The 17,511-nt window shown below is 74.0% G+C and carries 16 protein-coding genes; 6 read left to right on the forward strand and 10 right to left on the reverse strand.

Features of this window, described 5'->3' with window-relative positions; translation table 11 throughout:
* Window positions 1-111: 111 nt before the first annotated feature.
* Genes FIC82_RS02880 through FIC82_RS02895 form a run of 4 tightly spaced genes read right to left on the reverse strand, consistent with a single transcriptional unit; the run spans window position 112 to window position 3,691 of the window.
* Window positions 112-630, reverse strand: a complete 519-nt coding sequence (locus tag FIC82_RS02880; protein WP_154797481.1) for a hypothetical protein — start codon at window positions 628-630, stop codon at window positions 112-114.
* Between the two features lie 5 nt (window positions 631-635).
* The gene (locus tag FIC82_RS02885; protein WP_154797482.1) at window positions 636-1,097 is read right to left on the reverse strand and encodes a hypothetical protein; all 462 of its coding nucleotides are present in this window, start codon (window positions 1,095-1,097) and stop codon (window positions 636-638) included.
* An 18-nt stretch (window positions 1,098-1,115) separates the two neighbouring features.
* Window positions 1,116-1,397, reverse strand: coding sequence for a YbdD/YjiX family protein (locus FIC82_RS21280; protein ID WP_336240272.1), 282 nt, complete (start codon window positions 1,395-1,397; stop codon window positions 1,116-1,118).
* Complete coding sequence (locus tag FIC82_RS02895; protein WP_154797483.1) at window positions 1,394-3,691, reverse strand: carbon starvation CstA family protein; 2,298 nt, start codon at window positions 3,689-3,691, stop codon at window positions 1,394-1,396. The genes FIC82_RS21280 and FIC82_RS02895 overlap by 4 nt, the downstream gene beginning before the upstream one ends.
* Before the next feature lie 234 nt (window positions 3,692-3,925).
* On the opposite strand from FIC82_RS02895, the gene FIC82_RS02900 reads away from it, so the two are divergent.
* The 3 genes from FIC82_RS02900 to FIC82_RS02910 all read left to right on the forward strand — a co-directional run bounded on the left by FIC82_RS02900 (window position 3,926) and on the right by FIC82_RS02910 (window position 8,023).
* The gene (locus tag FIC82_RS02900) at window positions 3,926-6,652 is read left to right on the forward strand and encodes a hypothetical protein (RefSeq protein WP_154797484.1); all 2,727 of its coding nucleotides are present in this window, start codon (window positions 3,926-3,928) and stop codon (window positions 6,650-6,652) included.
* Window positions 6,653-6,717: 65 nt separating this feature from the next.
* A complete protein-coding gene (locus tag FIC82_RS02905) occupies window positions 6,718-7,425 on the forward strand; it encodes a hypothetical protein (protein WP_253691373.1) in 708 nt (235 codons plus the stop codon).
* A 43-nt stretch (window positions 7,426-7,468) separates the two neighbouring features.
* Window positions 7,469-8,023 carry a GNAT family N-acetyltransferase gene (locus FIC82_RS02910; RefSeq protein WP_154797485.1) on the forward strand — a complete coding sequence of 185 codons (555 nt, stop codon included), beginning with the start codon at window positions 7,469-7,471 and terminating at the stop codon, window positions 8,021-8,023.
* A 12-nt stretch (window positions 8,024-8,035) separates the two neighbouring features.
* Here FIC82_RS02910 and FIC82_RS02915 read toward each other — a convergent pair whose 3' ends face one another.
* The 4 genes from FIC82_RS02915 to FIC82_RS02930 all read right to left on the reverse strand — a co-directional run bounded on the left by FIC82_RS02915 (window position 8,036) and on the right by FIC82_RS02930 (window position 11,558).
* Entirely contained in the window at window positions 8,036-8,614 is a 579-nt protein-coding gene (locus FIC82_RS02915) for a TetR/AcrR family transcriptional regulator (RefSeq protein ID WP_154797486.1), read from the reverse strand.
* 3 nt (window positions 8,615-8,617) lie between these two features.
* Window positions 8,618-9,205, reverse strand: a complete 588-nt coding sequence (locus FIC82_RS02920; RefSeq protein ID WP_154797487.1) for a sugar O-acetyltransferase — start codon at window positions 9,203-9,205, stop codon at window positions 8,618-8,620.
* Window positions 9,202-10,563, reverse strand: a complete 1,362-nt coding sequence (locus FIC82_RS02925; protein ID WP_154797488.1) for an MFS transporter — start codon at window positions 10,561-10,563, stop codon at window positions 9,202-9,204. Before FIC82_RS02925 ends, FIC82_RS02920 begins: the two co-directional genes overlap by 4 nt.
* 173 nt (window positions 10,564-10,736) lie before the next feature.
* Window positions 10,737-11,558 (reverse strand): alpha/beta fold hydrolase, encoded by an 822-nt coding sequence (locus FIC82_RS02930; RefSeq protein WP_154797489.1) that lies wholly within the window; start codon window positions 11,556-11,558, stop codon window positions 10,737-10,739.
* A 126-nt stretch (window positions 11,559-11,684) separates the two neighbouring features.
* On the opposite strand from FIC82_RS02930, the gene FIC82_RS02935 reads away from it, so the two are divergent.
* The gene (locus tag FIC82_RS02935) at window positions 11,685-12,971 is read left to right on the forward strand and encodes an NYN domain-containing protein (RefSeq protein ID WP_154797490.1); all 1,287 of its coding nucleotides are present in this window, start codon (window positions 11,685-11,687) and stop codon (window positions 12,969-12,971) included.
* On the opposite strand, the gene FIC82_RS02940 is transcribed toward FIC82_RS02935, so the two are convergent.
* Window positions 12,968-13,810 carry an alpha/beta fold hydrolase gene (locus tag FIC82_RS02940; protein WP_154797491.1) on the reverse strand — a complete coding sequence of 281 codons (843 nt, stop codon included), beginning with the start codon at window positions 13,808-13,810 and terminating at the stop codon, window positions 12,968-12,970. The genes FIC82_RS02935 and FIC82_RS02940 overlap by 4 nt on opposite strands.
* A gap of 110 nt (window positions 13,811-13,920) precedes the next feature.
* Here FIC82_RS02940 and FIC82_RS02945 point away from each other — a divergent pair, with 110 nt between their 5' ends.
* Together FIC82_RS02945 and FIC82_RS02950 are read left to right on the forward strand one after the other, a co-directional pair.
* Window positions 13,921-14,490 (forward strand): TetR/AcrR family transcriptional regulator, encoded by a 570-nt coding sequence (locus FIC82_RS02945; protein ID WP_216609970.1) that lies wholly within the window; start codon window positions 13,921-13,923, stop codon window positions 14,488-14,490.
* A 240-nt stretch (window positions 14,491-14,730) separates the two neighbouring features.
* Window positions 14,731-16,047, forward strand: a complete 1,317-nt coding sequence (locus FIC82_RS02950; RefSeq protein ID WP_154797493.1) for a glycoside hydrolase family 16 protein — start codon at window positions 14,731-14,733, stop codon at window positions 16,045-16,047.
* Between the two features lie 70 nt (window positions 16,048-16,117).
* Here FIC82_RS02950 and FIC82_RS02955 read toward each other — a convergent pair whose 3' ends face one another.
* Entirely contained in the window at window positions 16,118-17,314 is a 1,197-nt protein-coding gene (locus FIC82_RS02955; protein ID WP_216609971.1) for a cation:proton antiporter, read from the reverse strand.
* Window positions 17,315-17,511: the final 197 nt, after the last annotated feature.

The raw sequence follows: 17,511 nt of genomic DNA on the forward strand, positions 1-17,511 counted from the left end.
GTCGACCCGCTTCCTCGCAGTGCGCGCGGTGAGGGGGACCGCCGCGGGCCCCCGTGACGTCGCCGGCGCGTGAGAGTCCCGGGCGACGGTGTGCCGCTCGCAGCCTTCCGCTCAGGAGCCGCGGAACAGGCGCTTGCGCGACCGCGGGTCGCCGGGGGAGCCGGCGGGTAGGTCGTAGGCGCTCGTCCACACCGGGACGTCGTCGGGAGGAAGCGCCCGGGCGCGGACCGCGGCCTCGTGCAGGTTCCGCGCGACGGCACCGAAGCTCTCGCGGCAGGAGAGCTGGCCTTCGACGAGGGAGAGCGTGACGACGGTGCGGCGCGCGGCGCTGTCGGGCTGGACCGTCGCGACGGCCCGCCCGTGGGAGAAGAAGGCCGCCGCGCGCGGGGTGACGAGGCGGAGCACGTCGAGGTCGTCGAGGAAGAAAGCACGGACCGCGCTCCCGACCTCCCACAACGACGCGCCCTCGCGGTGCGCGACGTCGGACGCCCGACGCTTCCAGCGCAGCGCGTCGAACGCGGCGGCCACCCACCTCGCCGCCGTCTCGGGGTCGGTGGCGGGCACGAGGGTGCAAGCGGAGAAGGTCCCCCGCGGCGGGTCGAGCGTGATGGGGACGGGAGGGCGAGCCACGTCCGTCACCGTAGCCCGTCCGGGTCGGCTCTCTCGCCGAGGCCGGCGAGCGTCCGGAGCAGGACGTCGTGACCGGCCCGTGCGGCCCCGGGCAGCCAGGCGGCGAAGACGGCGCCGAACGCGAGCGGGATGAGTGCGACGAGCCACGCGACCCCGCTCTGGTAGACGGCGCCGAGCGTCGCGAGCCCGCCCGCCGCGGCGAGCCAGGTCGCGACCATGACGAGGTCCAACTCGCTCGGCGTGACCGCCCCACGTACCCGGACGCCGTCGGGCTCTTCCGTGAGGCGGGCCCGCAGCACGCTGTGACCGGTCGCGTGCACACCGTTGACCCAGCGGCGCGCGACGAGCACGTCGCCGCGCACGCGGACCCGGACCTCCTGCCCGCGCCGGGGCAGCTCCGCGGCGCGCTGCCGGACGTCGGCGGTCGAGACCCGCGGCAGGAGCAGGTCGACGCGGAGGCGGAGCACGGCGACGAGCCTAGGCCGTCAGCAGCAGCGCGAGCCCGGGTTGGCGTCCTGCTCGGCGTGGCGCATGCGCCAGAACTCGCGCTCGGTCATCACGATCCCGCCGGGGTGCACCGCGCGCTGGTGCGCGGCGTAGGTGGCGTACGCGTCGTCGCCCATGACCTGCCGCACGTACCACCGCACCGACGCGACGCCGTCGCGCACCCGACGCGCGACGGCGGACGCGCGGCCGCGAGGCCCCGCCGCGACGGTCGTGCCGACCGTCGTGGCGGGACCCTGCGGGGACTCGTGCCGCACCGTCACCGGTGCCCCGTCGCGACGGGTCGCTTCTCGGGCGGGAGGGCCGCCCACTCCTTCTCGATCTCCTTCTCGGCCTTCGTGGCGAACACGTCGGCCGGGGCGAAGCGGCGCGAGGCCACGGGCGGGTCCTCGTGGTTCTCCCCGCCGCCGGTGCGCAGCGCCTTCGCGGTGACGAGGACCGACGCGACGATGACGACGATCGCGAGGACGACGAACACGATCGACAGCGTGCCCTGGACGAACGTGTTGCGGACGACCGCCTCCATCGCCTCGACCGAGCCGGCCGTGCCGAACGACGTCTCGCCCGCGGCGAGCGCGTCCTTGAAGGCGTTGTGGTTGGCCCAGTACCCGACCGCGGGGACGGGGGAGAAGATCTTCTCGATCGACGCCCAGATCGTGATGACCGCGGTGAACGCGAGCGGCGCCGCGACGATCCACAGCCAGCGCTGGTAGCTGCGGCCACGCTTGGCGACGATCGCCAGCACGACGGCGAGCGCGATGGCCGCGAGGAGCTGGTTCGCGATGCCGAACAGCGGGAAGAACGTGTTGATGCCGCCGAGCGGGTCGGTCACGCCGAGGTAGAGGATCGATCCCCACCCGGCGACCATGATCGCGGTGCACAACCACACCCCGGGCCGCCACGTCACGTCCCGGAACTTCGGCGCCACGTTGCCGATCGTGTCCTGGAGCATGAAGCGCGCGACGCGCGTGCCGGCGTCGACGGCGGTGAGGATGAACAGCGCCTCGAACATGATCGCGAAGTGGTACCAGAAGCCCATCATCGCGGTGCCGCCGACGAGCTGCTGCATGATGTGCGCGAGGCCCAGGGCGAGCGTCGGGGCGCCGCCCGTGCGGGACACGATCGATGGTTCTCCGACCGCCGCGGCGGTGGACGTGAGCATGTCCGGCGTGAGGTTCACGCCCATGAGGCCGAGCCCGTTGACGAACGCCACGGCGCCCTCGACGGTGCCGCCGGTCGCGGCGGCCGACGAGTTCATCGCGAAGTAGATGCCGCGGTCGATCGAGATCGCGGCGACGAGCGCCATGATCGCGACGAACGACTCCATGAGCATGCCGCCGTAGCCGATGAAGCGCGTCTGGCGCTCCTTCTCGACGAGCTTGGGCGTGGTGCCCGACGCGATGAGCGCGTGGAACCCGGACAACGCGCCGCACGCGATGGTGACGAAGAGGAACGGGAAGAGCGCGCCGGACACGACCGGGCCCGTCTCGCCGCTCGCGAACTCGCTGATCGCGGGCACCGTGATCTCGGGCCGCACGACGATCACCGCGACGGCGAGGACGACGATGACGCCGACCTTCATGAACGTCGACAGGTAGTCGCGCGGGGCGAGCAGGAGCCACACGGGCAGGACGGCGGCGACGAAGCCGTAGACGATCACGCCGACCGCGATGGTCGTGCGGTCGAGGTGGAACAGCTCGGCGCCCCACGACGTGTCCGCGATCCAGCCGCCCGCGACGATCGCGGCCATCAGCAGGACGAACCCGATGATCGAGACCTCGGTGATCTTCCCCGGGCGGATGTAGCGCAGGTAGACGCCCATGAAGAGCGCGATCGGGATGGTCATCGAGACGGAGAACACGCCCCACGGGCTCTCGCCGAGCGCGTTGACGACCACCAGCGCGAGGATCGCGACGATGATGATCATGATGAGCAGCGACGCGACGATCGCGGCGGTGCCGCCCACGCGCCCGAGCTCCTGGCGCGCCATCTGGCCGATGGTCCGCCCGCCGCGGCGCATGGAGAAGAACAGGACGAGGTAGTCCTGGACGGCGCCCGCGAGCACGACGCCCACGATGATCCAGATCGTGCCGGGCAGGTAGCCCATCTGCGCGGCGAGCACCGGGCCGACGAGCGGGCCGGCGCCGGCGATCGCGGCGAAGTGGTGGCCGAACAGCACGCGGCGGTCGGTCGGGACGTAGTCCTTGCCGTCCTCGCGCACCTCGGCCGGGGTGGCACGGCGGTCGTCGGGGCGCGTGATGTAGCGCTCGATGACCTTCGAGTAGAAGCGGTACCCGATGAGGTAGGTGCAGACGGCCGCGAACACGAACCAGATCGCGTTGACGGTCTCGCCGCGGACGACCGCGAGCATGACCCAGGCGATGCCGCCGAGCAGCGAGATCGCGGCCCACAGGGCGATCTTCTGCGGCGTCCAGCGGGTCCGGGTCTCCGCTCCGGGGACGGAGTCGGGCACTGCGGTGGGGGGCAGCGACGGGTCCGGCACGATCTCCGGCTCGTCGGGGGCGGCGTTCCGCGCCGCGCGGGTGTCTGTCGTCATCGAGCCTCTCCAGGGTCGCGTCGTTGCGTCCGACCACGGAAGGCTAGGGAGCCCGCGAGGGGGTGATCCAGGTCACGTCGACCGGCGGTCGAGGTGTGCGACGAACGGTGGCCCGCGTGCGACGAACGGCGGTCGCCGCGCGCCCCCACGAGCCGGGCGATACGTTCGATCCGTCCCCAGCCGGAGGTGCCCGTACCGATGCCGTCCCCCGCGTCACCCCGCACGTCGCTGCGCATGTCGAGGTCCGCCGCGGCGCTCGCGGCGGTCGTCGCGCTCGTGCTCGCCCTCGGCACCCTGCTCGCGCTCGCCGCGGTCGGAGCCCTGCCTGCCTCCGCGCAGGTCGAGACCGGGCGGCTCTCGCTCTTCAAGCGCATCGAGAACCTCGACACCGGCTCGTCGGAGGGGCGGCGCGAGCTGTGGACGATGCACGCGCGCAACGTCGAGACCGGTGCGGTCATCGAGGGTGACGGGCTCAACGGCGTCCAGTCGCTCGAGGTCCCGGCGGGCACGTACCGGATCTGGGAGACGGGCGGCGTCGCGGGCTTCCGGTTCCAGAACTGGAACTGCGGCGGGGAGGACATCCTCGACCCCACGCCCGACGTCGTCGTGCCGCCCGGCGGCACGCTCACGTGCACGGTGGACAACGAGGCGATCTCCCCGACGCTCACGCTCGTCAAGGCGGTGGTCGGGGGCACGGCGTCGCCCGAGGACTGGACGCTGCGCGCGCAGGGGCCGTCGTCGATCGCCGGGCCGTCCGGGTCCGACGCGGTGACGGACCAGGCCGTCCGCATCGGGCAGTACACCCTCTCCGAGGAGGGCGGGCCAGCCGGCTACCGCGACGACGGCTGGGTGTGCGAGGGCGCGGAGGTCGTCGGCAGCACCGTGACGATCGACCTCGCCGACTCGGTGACGTGCGTCGTCACCAACGTCGCGCCGGTGGTGCCGACCGTGCCGACCCTGACGCTCGTCAAGGAGGTCGTCGGCGGACCGGCGGTGGCCGGGGACTGGACGCTCACGGCGGAGAACGGCACGACGACCGTCACCGGGACCACGGGGGACGCGGCGGTCACCGCGGCCGAGGTGAGCCCCGGGAGGTACACCCTCTCCGAGGACGGCCCGGCCGGGTACGACGGCGCGTGGTCGTGCACGGGCGCGACGTCGGGCGACGGCTCGGACGGCGCCGTGACCGTCGCGGAGGGCGACGACGTCGTGTGCACCGCGACGAACACCTGGGCCGGCGCGACGCTCACGCTGACGAAGGAGCTCGAGGGCGAGCTGTTCGCCCAGCCCTCGCACTGGACGCTCAGCGCGACCGGCGAGCCGACGCCCGGCGACGTGGTGACGGTCAGCGGCCCCTCGGGCTCCCCGGCCGTGACGGACGCGTTCGTCCCCGCCGGCGACTACACGCTGAGCGAGGACGGGTGGAGCGGCTTCGAGGCAGGGCCGTGGGAGTGCACGGGCGCCACGGTCGAGGGCGACGTCGTGAGCATCGGCGAGGGCGCCGTCGTCGGCTGCACGATCACCAACACCGCGCTGCCCTCGCTCCTCACGCTCGTCAAGGTGGTCGACGGCGGCCCGGCCGCACCAGAGGACTGGACCCTCTCGGCCACGGGTCCCCAGGCCGACGGCGGGACCGGGACGATCTCGGGGCCCTCGGGCAGCGTCGCGGTGACGCAGGTCGACGTCGGGGAGGGCGTGCACACGCTCGCCGAGTCGGGCGGGCCGCCCGGGTACGAGTCGGAGGGGTGGGCGTGCGAGGGAGCGCTGGTCCAGGACGGCCCGAGCGTCGTGATCGGTGCCGACGAGGACGTCGTGTGCACCGTGACGAACACCTACGTCGAGTCGACCCTCACGCTCGTCAAGGTCGTCGCCGGCGGGTCGGCGGACCCCGCCGCGTGGACGCTCAGCGCGACCGACGCGGCGGGCGAGACGGTGGCGGAGGGCGCTGCGGGCGGCGCCGAGGTCACCGACGTCCCGCTGCCGCCGGGCGCCTACGACCTCGCCGAGTCGGGCGGCTACGGCGGCTACGTGTCGGAGGGATGGACGTGCGGGCCCGCGCCGGTCGAGGGGTCCACGGTGACGCTCGGCCCCGGCGACGACGTCACGTGCGTCGTGACGAACCGCGCCGAGCTGCCGCACCTCACGCTCGTCAAGGAGCTCGACGACCGCGGCTACACCGGCGACGTCGTCGCGACCGACTGGACCCTGACCGCCACGGGCGAGGGGCGTGAGATCGCGGGTGTCACGGGCTCCGCCGACGTCTCGCACGTCGGCGTCGGGCCGGGGCGCTACGTGCTGGGCGAGTCCGGCGGCCCCGACGGATGGACCGCGCTGCGTTGGGTATGCGACGAGGCGCGCGTCGTGCAGACGCCCGGTTCCGGCGGCGCGCTCGTGTCGACGGTCGTCGTCGAGCCGGGCGACGACGTGACGTGCACGGTCACCAACCACTGGCTCGCCGGCACGCTGACGCTCCACAAGGAGGTGGTCGACGACGCCGCGCCCGCCGACGACTGGCAGCTCACCGCCGCGGGGCCCACGGCGATCTCCGGCTTCGACGGGAGCGAGGACGTCACGCTCGTCCCGGTGGCGGCCGGGACGTACGACCTCACCGAGTCGGGCAGTGACTGGGACTACACCCAGGAGGGGTGGGTGTGCGACGGCGGCACGCTCGTCGACGTGGACACCGTGCGGGTCGACGACGGCGCGGACGTCGACTGCACCGTCGTGAACACGGTCCTCGTCCCGCCGAACCCCACCCCGACCCCGACCGACCCGACGGCGCCACCCACCGACGGGCCGACGTCGGACGTCCCGGAGCCGGACGGCACGTCGACCCCGGGAGCGACGCCCGGCAACGACCTCGCCGCGACCGGGACCGACGTCGTCGTGCTGCTCGCGGCGGCCCTCGTGGCGCTCGTCGTGGGCGGGACGCTGCTCGGGGTCCGGCGCCGGCGCGGCTGACCGGGATGCCGCAGCATGCCGCGGCTCGCCGCGCGGCGCCCGCCCCGCCGGGCTACTGTCCTGCCGTGGCCGACGAGGGCGAGCGGGTCCAGCAGACCGAGCAGACCGGGCGGGTCGAGCGGACCGAGCCGGCTGAGACGGCGCAGCACGGCGAGCACGCGCGGCGGTCGTGGCGCGAGACCGTGACCGTGGTGCTGCTCGCGGTGACGGCCGTCCTCACGGCGTGGAGCGGGTTCGAGGCGAGCAAGTGGGGCGGCGAGATGTCGATCGCCTTCTCGCGCGCGTCGACCCAGCGCATCGAGGCGTCGACGGAGCGCGCGCACGCCGACACCGCCCGGTCCATCGACCTCCAGGTGTTCAGCCTGTGGCTCGAGGCGTACGCGACCGGGGACACGGAGCTCGAGGAGTTCACACGCGCGCGCTTCACGCCCCACTTCCAGCCCGCGTTCGACGAGTGGCTCGCGTCGCGCCCCCTGCAGAACCCCGACGCCGCCCCGAGCCCGTTCGCGCTCGACGCCTACGTCCCGCCGGGCGCGGTCGAGGCGGTCGAGGCCGACGAGCGGGCCGACGCCCTCTTCGCGCAGGCGCTCGTCAACAACCAGCGGGGCGACAACTACACGCTGACCACCGTGCTCTTCGCGCTCGTGCTGTTCTTCGGCGCGTTCGCGGGCCGGTTCCGCTCGGAGCGCGCCTCCTGGGCCATGGTCGGGCTCGCGTGCGTGGTCCTCGTGGTCGGCATCGTCTTCCTGGCGACCTTTCCCAAGATCGTCTGACGCCGCGGTCCCCAGGCGCCCGCGGGCCTCGTAGCCTGGGGCGATGCAGACCTTGACGACGCCTCGGCTCACCCTCCGCCCGTGGCAGCCCGACGACGCCGACGCCATCCTCGACATCTACTCGCGCTGGGACGTCATGCGGTACATCGGCGTGACGCCGCGCGTCCTGGAGCACCGCGACGAGGCGCTGGAGCGGGTCGAGCGCTGGGCCGCCGCCGACGACGGTACGCACGGGGTGTGGGCCGTCGTCCCGCGCGAGGGCGAGGGCACGGGCCTGCCCGACGGCGCGCCCGTGGGGACCATCCTGCTCAAGCTCATCCCGGCGTCCGGCACGGGCGACCCGTTGCAGCCGTCGGCCGACACGGAGATCGGGTGGCACTTCCACCCCGACGTGTGGGGCCGCGGGTACGCGACGGAGGCGGCGGCCGCGGTGCTCGCGCACGCGTTCGAGCGCGGGCTCGACCGCGTCGTCGCGGTGACGCACGCCGACAACGCGGCGTCGCAGGCGGTGTGCCGACGGATCGGCATGACCCACCGCGGCACGACCGACGCGTACTACGACACGACGTGCGAGCTGTTCGACGTGACCGCGCCCTGACGGAGCACCCCGTCAGGGCACCCGCGTGAGGCGCCGGACCGCGCCGAGGACGTCGACGTCGTCGTGCGGCTCGGTGTCGAGCGCGCGGTGGATGGTCATGCCCTCGATGAACGCGTCGAGCACGCGGCACGTCGCGGGGTCGAAGTGCCGGCCGAGCGCGTCGCGGCTGCGGCGCATCCACGCGTTCGTCAGCGTCCGGAAGGCCGGATCGCGCGCCGCGAGCGTGTAGAGCTCGTGCGAGAGGACGAGGTCGCGCTGGGTCGCGAACACGTCGTGCGTGATGAGCGTCGTGACCGCCTGCACGGCCTCCTCGGGCGTGCGTGCGTCGCTCATGCGGCGCTCGAACTGGGCCGCGGCGTCGCGCGTGAACCGGCCGAACGCCTCGCGCAGCAGCTCGTCCATCCCGGCGAAGTGGTACGTCATCGACCCGAGCGGGACGTCGGCCGCCGCCGCCACGCGCCGGTGCGACGTCCCGGCGACGCCGTGCTCGGCGATGACGTCGAGGCACGCGTCGACGATGCGGTCGCGCCGCTCGGGGTCGTGGCGACGGGCGCGGGGTGCCGACGCGGTCGGTGCGGCGGACGCGGTCATGGGTCAGATGTTCTCGCGGATCACGCGCGCCGGGTTGCCCACGGCCACGACGTTCGCGGGCAGGTCGCGCGTGACGACGGAGCCCGCGCCCACGACCGTGTTGTCGCCGATCGTCACCCCGGGGCACACGATCACGCCGCCGCCGAGCCACACGTTGTCGCCGAGCGTGATGGGCTCGGCCGCCTCGAGCTTGTCGCGTCGCGGCTGCGGGTCGACGGGGTGGGTCGGGGTGAGGAGCTGGACGTTCGGCCCGATGAGGCAGTCGTCGCCGACCGTGATCGCCGCGACGTCGAGCGCGGTGAGCCCGGAGTTCACGAACGTGCGCGCGCCGAGGTGCACGTTGCTGCCGAAGTCGACCGCGAGCGGGGGCTTGACCGACGCGCCCTCGCCGAGCGACCCGAGGAGGTCGGTGAGGATCTCGTGCGCCGCGTCGTCGTCGCCGTCGAGCACCGCCCGGTGGTACGCGTCGACGAGGCGCATGCCCCGGTGGACGCCGCGCGCGATCTCCGGGTCGTCGGCGACGTACAGGTCGCCCGCGGCCATGCGCTCGTAGCTCGTGCGGTCGTCGCCGGCGAAGTAGTCGGTGGTCATGCGGTGGCCTCCTCGGGGGCGGTGGTCGTGCGGCGGTCCGGGTCATCATGCCGGTCCGGGGCGTGGGGACGGTCGTGGTCGACGGCGTCGGGCCGGGCCGCCGGGCGACGACGCGGGGCGAGCACGCCCGCCAGGAGCACGACGACGACGCCCGCGAGCGGCAGGACGAGCAGCCCGGCGCGCAGGCTCGCGGCATCGGCGACGAGACCGACGATCGGCGGCGACAGGAGGAACCCGAGGCGCATGAGCCACGACACGAGCGTGAGGCCGGTGCCCGCGCGCAGGCCCGGGAGCTCGTCGGCCTGCTGCATCGCGGCGGGGACGAGGGTCGCGACGCCGAACCCGGCGGCGGCGAACCCGGCGATCGTGCCCGGGACGGACGGGAACGCGAGCGCGAGCCCCGTGCCGAGCGCGACGAGCACGCCCCCGGTCCGGGCGACGGCGCGCTGCCCGAACCGGTCGACGAGCCGGTCGCCCACGAGGCGGCCGACGAACTGGGCGCCGACGAGCGCGACGAACCCGGCCGCGGCGATCGTCGCCGGTGCGCCGAGCGACCCGGAGAGGTAGACCGCCGCCCACGTGCTGCCCGCGTCCTCGACCAGGGTGCCCGCGACGGCGACGAGCACGAGGGCGGCAAGGACGGCGGCCGTGCGGGCGCGGGACGTGCGCGCCGCGGCTGCGTCGGTGCCGGCTCCCGAGAGGCCGGTGCCGGCGGGGGCGCCGGGCGAGGCGCTCGCTCCGGCTTCGGCGGTGGCGCCGTCGGGCACGTCGCCGTCCAGCCCGGGCAGGCACGAGCGCAGGGCCACGAGCGCGACGACCGAGAAGAGCGCGCCCGTGACGGCGAGGTGCGTGCCCAGCGGCAGGTCGAGGGCGATCGCCGCGGCGGCCATGCTGCCCCCGATGACGGCGCCCACCGACCAGAGCGCGTGGAACCCGTTGATGATCGAGCGTCCGTAGAGACGCTGGACGCGCAGGCCGTGGGCGTTCTGCGCGACATCGGTGAAGGAGTCCATCGCTCCCGCGACGAAGAGCGCGAGCACGAGCAGGGGGAGCGCGGGTGCGAGGCCGGCGAGCAGGATGCCGGCGGCGGTGAGCACGGTGCCCGCGACCGCGACGCGCGCCGAGCCGAACCGGCGCACGAGCGCCGCCGCGGCGAGACCGGCGGTGATCGCCCCCGCGGGGAAGGCGGCGACGGCGAGACCGTACGCGGCGTTGCCGAGGTCGAGGCCCGCCTTGATCTCGGGGTAGCGCGGCACGAGGTTCGCGAGCAGGGCGCCGTTCGTCAGGAACAGCGCGGCGACGGCGACCCGGGCGCGACGGACGTCGGGAGCGGGTCGCGCGAGCACGGTGGACGACATGCGGACGATCGTACACACGATGCGTACGCTCGTACACATTGGCGCTGCGTCCGCCCGGGGCGCGTCATCCCGCCCGCCGAACCCGGGGATGTCGCCAGGACTCGACGCCTGATCAGCCCACGACCCCGGGTTCGCCGCGGGCCGCCGTGACCGTCCCGCGCGCGGGGGGCGGGTCAGGTGCCGGGCGTCGCGTGGACGAACCGGACCAGCTCGTCCGCCATGGCTGCGGGCTCCCACGAGTGGTCGGCGCCCTCGACCTCCCGGAGCTCGCCGTGGGGTACGGCGGCGACGACCTTCTTCGCAGAGACGGGCATCACGGGGAACGTCGTCGTCCCGTAGGTCGCGAGCACCGGGACGTCGACGCTCGCGAGCGAGCCGTCCTCGAGCGCGGCGGTCGCCCACACGAGCGACCGCCCGTCGGCGCGCTGGCTGCGCGACCCGCGCGCGAGCTGCTCGAAGTCGGGGGAGCGGCGCATGTCCTCGAGCCACTCGGGCGGCATGTCCATCATGAACTGCTCGGTCGCACCGACGACGTCGCCCGCGTCGAGCCGGCGCTCGAACTCGTCGATCCACTCCGTCGTCGTGGCCAGGTCGTCGCCGAGCGGCGCCTCCCACAGCACGAGCCCCGTGACGGGCAGGCCCGCGTGCGCGGCCGCGAGCGAGATCGCGCACCCCGACGAGTGCCCGCACAGCACCGCGCCGCGCCCGGTCCCGCCGTCGGCCACGGAGATCGCCGCCGCGACGGCCGTGAGCTCGCGCTCGAGGTCGAGCACGCCGTCGGCCGGGCTGTCGCCGCGGCCGAGGCGGTCGAACACGACGGTCGTCACGCCGTGCTCGGAGACGCGTTCGGCCGTCTCGGTCGTCACCGGGTCGATCGCGCGGTACGGCCCCGCTCCCGCGACGAACACGAGGCCCGGGCCCTCGCCGCGGAGGTCGTAGGCGACGGTGTCGCCCCGGCTGGTGGTGACGTGGCCCGTGGTGACGTGGTCGGTCATGGCTGCTCCTCCGGTTCGGTGCGGCGGCCGACGAAGGGCCTCCACGGGTGACGACCGACGGGACGCCCGGGACTCATCGACACGCTCGACGAGGCGGCGCCGCGGGCAGCACCTAGGCTGGCGGGCATGGACACCGAGGAACGCCTGGCCGTCTTCATCGACTACGAGAACCTCGCGCTGGGCGCGCGCGAGCACCTGGGCGGCATGACGTTCGACTTCGGCCCCATCGCGGACGCGCTCGCCGTCCGTGGGCGCGTGGTCGTGCGGCGCGCGTACGCCGACTGGTCGTACTTCGACGAGGACCGCCGCTCGCTCACGCGGCACCAGGTCGAGCTCATCGAGATGCCGCAGCGCATGGGCGCGTCCCGCAAGAACGCGGCCGACATCAAGATGGTCGTCGACGCGATCGAGATGGCGTTCGAGCGCGACTACATCTCGACGTTCGTCATGTGCACCGGGGACAGTGACTTCTCACCGCTCGTCCACAAGCTGCGCGAGCTCAACAAGCGGGTCATCGGGGTCGGCGTCGAGAAGTCGACGTCCCGGCTGCTGCCGCCCGCGTGCGACGAGTTCCTCTTCTACGACCGGCTCGAGGGCGTCGACGTCCCCGACGAGCCCGAGCCGCGCAGCATGCGCGGCGGGCGTGCCTCCGGGGGCGCCGGGGCGTCGTCGGGCAACGGGAAGCCGAAGCGGGCCGGCGGGCGCACGTCCGGGCGCCGCAAGGCGACCGAGATCGCGGAGCCGGAGGCCGAGACGCCCGCGGCCGCCGCGCTCGCCGAGCTGGGCGAGGCCGTCGGGCGCACGACGCGGCGCGGTGAGCCCGTCGTGACGGAGAGCGACGAGGTGGACGAGACGACGACGCCGGTCGCCGAGCCTCGGGAGGCGGCCGAGGCACCGGCGGCCGTCGCGCCCGAGGCCGACGACGACGCGCCGTCCGGCGAGGACCTCCCCATGGAGGTGCGCGTCGCGCAGACGCTCGCCGACCTCGAGGCGTCGACGAGCGGCGCGGTCACCGCGTCCGTGCTCAAGCGCACGCTGCTGCGCAAGGACCCGACGTTCAGCGAGGCGGACTACGGGTTCCGCAACTTCGGCGAGTTCCTGCGGTTCCTCGCCGACCGGAGCTTCGTGGAGCTCGCGCCCGGGCCGGCGACGGGCGACCCCGAGGTGTCCCTGCCCGCGCAGGGTGACACCGACCAGGCCTTCGCCCTCGTGCGCGAGGTCGTGCAGGAGGAGGGCGGCTCGACCGTCCTGTCCGGGCTGAAGAACGCGATCCGCAAGAAGCGCCCCGACTTCAGCGAGAAGGCGCTCGGGTACCGCGGGTTCCTGCAGTTCTGCAAGGCGGCCCAGGCCGCCGGCGCCGTCGACCTGGCCTGGGACGACGACGCCGACGACTACCGCGTGTCGGTCGCCTAGCGCCCGACGAAGGCGAGCAGCGCCTCGTTGACCTCGGCCGCGTGCGTCACGAGGAGGCCGTGGGGCGCGCCCTCGACCTCGACGTACTCGGCGTCGGGGACCAGCTCGCGGAAGCGGCGCCCGGTCGCGTCGATCGGGAGGATGTTGTCCTTCGTGCCGTGGAGGATCAGCGTCGGCTTGCCGGCCGCGCGGACGGCCTCGACGTCGGCCCGGAAGTCCTCGATCCACGTGGGCACGACGGCGTACGCGGCGACGGGAGCGGATCCGATGGCGGTGATCCAGCTCGCGCGCACGGTGTCCTCGCTGATGCGCGTCCCGAGGTTCTCGTCGAGGTTGTAGAAGTTCTTGTAGAAGTCGGTGTACCAGGCGTACCGGTCGGCGCGGGCGGCCTCGACGATCCCGTCGAACACGGACTGCGGGACGCCCTCGGGGTTGTCGTCGCGCTGGACGAGGAACGGCTCGAGCGACGCGAGGAACGCGAGCTTGGCGACGCGCTCGTGCCCGTGGTTGTGGACGTAGCGGGCGAGCTCGCCCGTGCCCATGGAGAACCCGACGAGGATCACGTCGCGCAGGTCGAGCGTCTCGAGGACGGTGTTCAGGTCGGCCGCGAACGTGTCGTAGTCGTACCCGCTGCCGACCTTGCTCGACGCGCCGAACCCGCGGCGGTCGTAGGTGATCACGCGGTGACCGGCGTCGATCAGCTCGCGCTTCTGGAGCTCCCAGCTGTGCCCGTCGAGGGGGTAGCCGTGGATGAGGACGACCGGCTGCCCGGCGCCCTGGTCCTCGTAGTAGAGCTCGATGTCGGTGGAGTTCTCCTGCCCGACGGTGATGTACCCCATGGTCGTGCTCCCTTCGTGGAGCGGGGAGAACGGTCGTTCTCTCCGTTGGTCGCTACACTAGAGAACGATGGTTCTCCCCGCAAGTGGTGCCACGTGAACAGGAGATGACGATGCTCGACGACGCGAGCGCACGCACGCTGGTGGTGGCCGCCGCCGACCGGCTGTTCTACGCCCGCGGCGTCCAGTCCGTGGGGATGGACGCGGTCCGCACGGAGGCCGGGGTGTCGCTCAAGCGCATCTACGCGCTGTTCCCGTCCAAGGGCGACCTCGTCGTCGCCGTGCTGCGGCACCGCACGGAGCAGTGGGACGAGGGGATCGCCCGCGCGGCGGCCGGTGCCACCGCCCCGCGCGACCGGCTGCTCGCCGTGTTCGACTTCCTCGACGCCTGGTTCCGCGAGGACGGGTTCCGCGGGTGCGCGTTCATCAACTCGTTCGGCGAGCTCGGCGCGACCTCCCCGGCGGTCGCCGAGGCCGTGCGCGAGCACAAGGAGTCGTTCCAGCGGTACGCGCGCGGCGTCGTGCGCGAGGCCGGGCTGCCCGACGACGTCGCGCTCCAGGTCGTGCTGCTCGCCGAGGGCGCGCAGACGACGGCGGCCATCACGCAGGACGTCGACGTCGCGCGCCAGGCGCGCCGGGCGGCCGAGGCGATCCTCGACGCGGCGGTCCCGGCGTCGGCCTGACGCCTCCCGCCTCTCGCGCCGTCCGTCGTCGGCGCTGCTCCCGCCCCGACTGGTGCGTGGGCAGAAGTGGGAGCGATCCCACGACACGCCGAGAGAGCGCTTGCTCGGCGTCGTCCCGCCACCGTAGGTTCACGGACGGAGGGCCGAGGAACGGGCCCCCGCCCGGTGCAGAGTCGCGCCGAGAGCACGTCGCGCACCGTGGCGAGACGCAGGCGGCCCCGCCGCCGGACTGGAGGATCGATGGACCTCGCACGTCAGCGCTCCCTGCCCACCCTGCCCAGCGCCCTACCCGGAACCCGGGCGCGCACGGCCGCCCGACGCCGCCGGGCCGCGGGCGCCGTCGTCGCGGCGCTCACCGCGGCCGCGGCGGCGCTCGCCGTGACCGTCCCGGTGACGTCGGCCGCCGCCGCGCCGGGCGACATCGTCTGGTCGGACGAGTTCGACGGCGCCGCCGGCTCGGCCCCGAGCTCTGCCCGCTGGAACCATGAGACCGGGGCCGGCGGCTGGGGCAACGCCGAGCTCCAGAACTACACGACGTCGCGCGCGAACTCGGCGCTCGACGGCCAGGGCCACCTCGTCATCACCGCGCGCCGCGAGGCCGACGGGTCGTACACGTCGGCGCGCATGACGACCCAGGGGAAGTACCAGCCGCAGTACGGGCGCGTCGAGGCACGCATCCAGATCCCGCGCGGCCAGGGCATCTGGCCGGCGTTCTGGATGCTCGGAGGAAACCTCCCCGGGGTGGGCTGGCCGACGTCGGGCGAGATCGACGTCATGGAGAACGTCGGCTTCGAGCCGCACCGCGTGCACGGCACGGTGCACGGACCAGGGTACTCGGGCGGCGCCGGCATCACGGGCATGTACCAGCACCCCCAGGGCTGGTCGTTCGCGGACGACTTCCACACGTTCGCGGTCGACTGGAAGCCGGGCGAGATCACGTGGTTCGTCGACGGCCAGCAGTTCCACCGCGTGACGCGCGCGAGCGTCGGCGCGAACGCGTGGGTGTTCGACCAGCCGTTCTTCCTCATCCTCAACGTCGCGGTCGGCGGGCAGTGGCCCGGCTACCCGGACGGCACGACCTCGTTCCCCCAGCAGATGAAGGTCGACTACGTCCGGGTCTACGACAACGGCGCCGGCACCTCCAACCCGAACCCGGGCGGCGGCCTTCCCACCGGGACCGGGACGATCCGGATCGCGAACGGGTACTGCCTCGACGTCCCGTGGGGCCAGACGCACGACGGCAACCGCGTGCAGATCGTCCCGTGCAACGGCAACGTCGCGCAGTCGTGGACGCGGGGGAGCGACGGGACGGTCCGGGCGCTCGGCAAGTGCCTCGACGTGAGCGGCAGCGGCACGGCGAACGGGACGGCGGTCCAGCTCTGGACGTGCAACGGCACGGGTGCGCAGAGGTGGGCCTACGACGCGTCGGCGAAGACGCTGCGCAACCCGCAGTCCGGCCGGTGCCTCGACGCCGAGGGCGGCAACCCGCTCCGCGAGGGCCAGCGGTTCGTGGTCTGGGACTGCCACGGCGCGCCGAACCAGCAGTGGACGTTCTGACCCGTCGCCCGCGCGCCTGACCGACCGGGCGGGCGACGCACGCACGGTCGAGCGGGGCACCCCGGGCGCCTCACCCGGCCGTGCGCGCGTCCCCCGGGGGATCGTCGCCGCCGTCGGGCACCGGGTCCTGCGGGCCGAGGCGGCTCGCGACCATCGGCAGGACGATCACCGACACGACGCCCGCCCCGACGAGCGCGGCGCCGACCCGGGTCGTCATCGCGTCCTCCGCGACGGCGATCTCGGTGATCGCGACGAGCAGAGGCAGGGCCGTCGCCGAGTAGAGCGCGGTCTGCACGCGCTCGACCCGGGGCAGCTCGCGCCGGAACCACAGCAGGACCGGCCCGCCCCGGACGACGAGCATGAGCACGAGCAGCAGGAGCGGGAGCAGCGGCGACGCGACGATCGAGTCGACGTCGAGCCCCATCCCCGAGCTGACGAAGAACACCGGGACGAACACGCCCCACGCGACGACGTCGAGCTTCTTCTCCAGGCTCTCCATGTCGCCCGGTGCCCACCGGCGCAGCACCATGCCGCCCACGAACGCCCCGAGCACGGCGTCGAACCCCAGGCCCGCGGCGAGCGCGAGCAGGGTGACCAGCAGGAGCACGGTCAGTCGCAGCGTGCTCTGCCCCGTCCCGTGCTCCGACGCCCGCAGGACGACGTCCCCGCCGGGGAAGCGGAACCGGCTCGGGAGGGACGCGAGCCCGATCGCCGCCACCGCGAACAGGACGAGCAGGATCGCCGCGGCGCCGGTCTCGCGGGTGCCGAGGAGCAGCGCCATCGCGACGATCGGCCCGAGCTCGCCCACGGCGCCCACGACCAGCACGGTCCGCCCGAGCCGCGTGCCGAGCTGGCCGCCCTCACGCAGGATCGGCAGGACGACGCCGAGCGCCGTCGTCGTGAGGGCGATCGCCCCCGCGGCGACGGTGTGCACCGACTCGCGGTCCACCCAGGCGGCGACGAGAACCCCGGCCACGACGAGCGACGTGAGCCAGGCCGCGCCCGCCCGCCGACCGCTGCGCTCCCGCAGCACGCTCGGCTCGAGCTCGTACCCCGCGAGGAGGAAGAGGAACCCCATCCCGAGGTCGGACAGCAGCGTCACGTCGTCCGGGCCTGCGAGGTCGAGCGCGGCGGGCCCGATGAGCACCCCGCCCAGCAGGAGGATCACGACCTGCGGCACGCGCGACCGCGCGGGCATGAGGAACGCGAGGACCGGGGCGAGGAGGGCGACGACGAACACCGGGACGAGCGGGGCGTACACGTTCACGAGCGGGTCTCCGGGGGTCGACGGGCGGCGGGTCCCAGGATCCCGCAGCGCCCCCGGTCGCGCGCGGCGGGCGCTGCTTGACGCCGTCGTCACGGTTGACGGTCCGCGGCACCCCGGCCTACGGTCGGCGCAGCCGCGGGAGTCGCGGCACCTGGATCGGCAGACAGGACCACTGAGCCGGCGCACCGTGGCGCCGG

Origin of the sequence: Cellulosimicrobium protaetiae (assembly GCF_009708005.2) — a bacterium.
Lineage (GTDB): Bacteria > Actinomycetota > Actinomycetes > Actinomycetales > Cellulomonadaceae > Cellulosimicrobium > Cellulosimicrobium protaetiae.

Coding starts and splice junctions, on each gene's coding strand:
- FIC82_RS02895 (WP_154797483.1), bottom strand. CDS start 3,691: ATGACGACAGACACCCGCGCGGCGCGGAACGCCGCCCCCGACGAGCCG.
- FIC82_RS02900 (WP_154797484.1), top strand. CDS start 3,926: ATGTCGAGGTCCGCCGCGGCGCTCGCGGCGGTCGTCGCGCTCGTGCTC.
- FIC82_RS02910 (WP_154797485.1), top strand. CDS start 7,469: ATGCAGACCTTGACGACGCCTCGGCTCACCCTCCGCCCGTGGCAGCCC.
- FIC82_RS02915 (WP_154797486.1), bottom strand. CDS start 8,614: ATGACCGCGTCCGCCGCACCGACCGCGTCGGCACCCCGCGCCCGTCGC.
- FIC82_RS02920 (WP_154797487.1), bottom strand. CDS start 9,205: ATGACCACCGACTACTTCGCCGGCGACGACCGCACGAGCTACGAGCGC.
- FIC82_RS02925 (WP_154797488.1), bottom strand. CDS start 10,563: ATGTCGTCCACCGTGCTCGCGCGACCCGCTCCCGACGTCCGTCGCGCC.
- FIC82_RS02930 (WP_154797489.1), bottom strand. CDS start 11,558: ATGACCGACCACGTCACCACGGGCCACGTCACCACCAGCCGGGGCGAC.
- FIC82_RS02935 (WP_154797490.1), top strand. CDS start 11,685: ATGGACACCGAGGAACGCCTGGCCGTCTTCATCGACTACGAGAACCTC.
- FIC82_RS02940 (WP_154797491.1), bottom strand. CDS start 13,810: ATGGGGTACATCACCGTCGGGCAGGAGAACTCCACCGACATCGAGCTC.
- FIC82_RS02945 (WP_216609970.1), top strand. CDS start 13,921: ATGCTCGACGACGCGAGCGCACGCACGCTGGTGGTGGCCGCCGCCGAC.
- FIC82_RS02950 (WP_154797493.1), top strand. CDS start 14,731: ATGGACCTCGCACGTCAGCGCTCCCTGCCCACCCTGCCCAGCGCCCTA.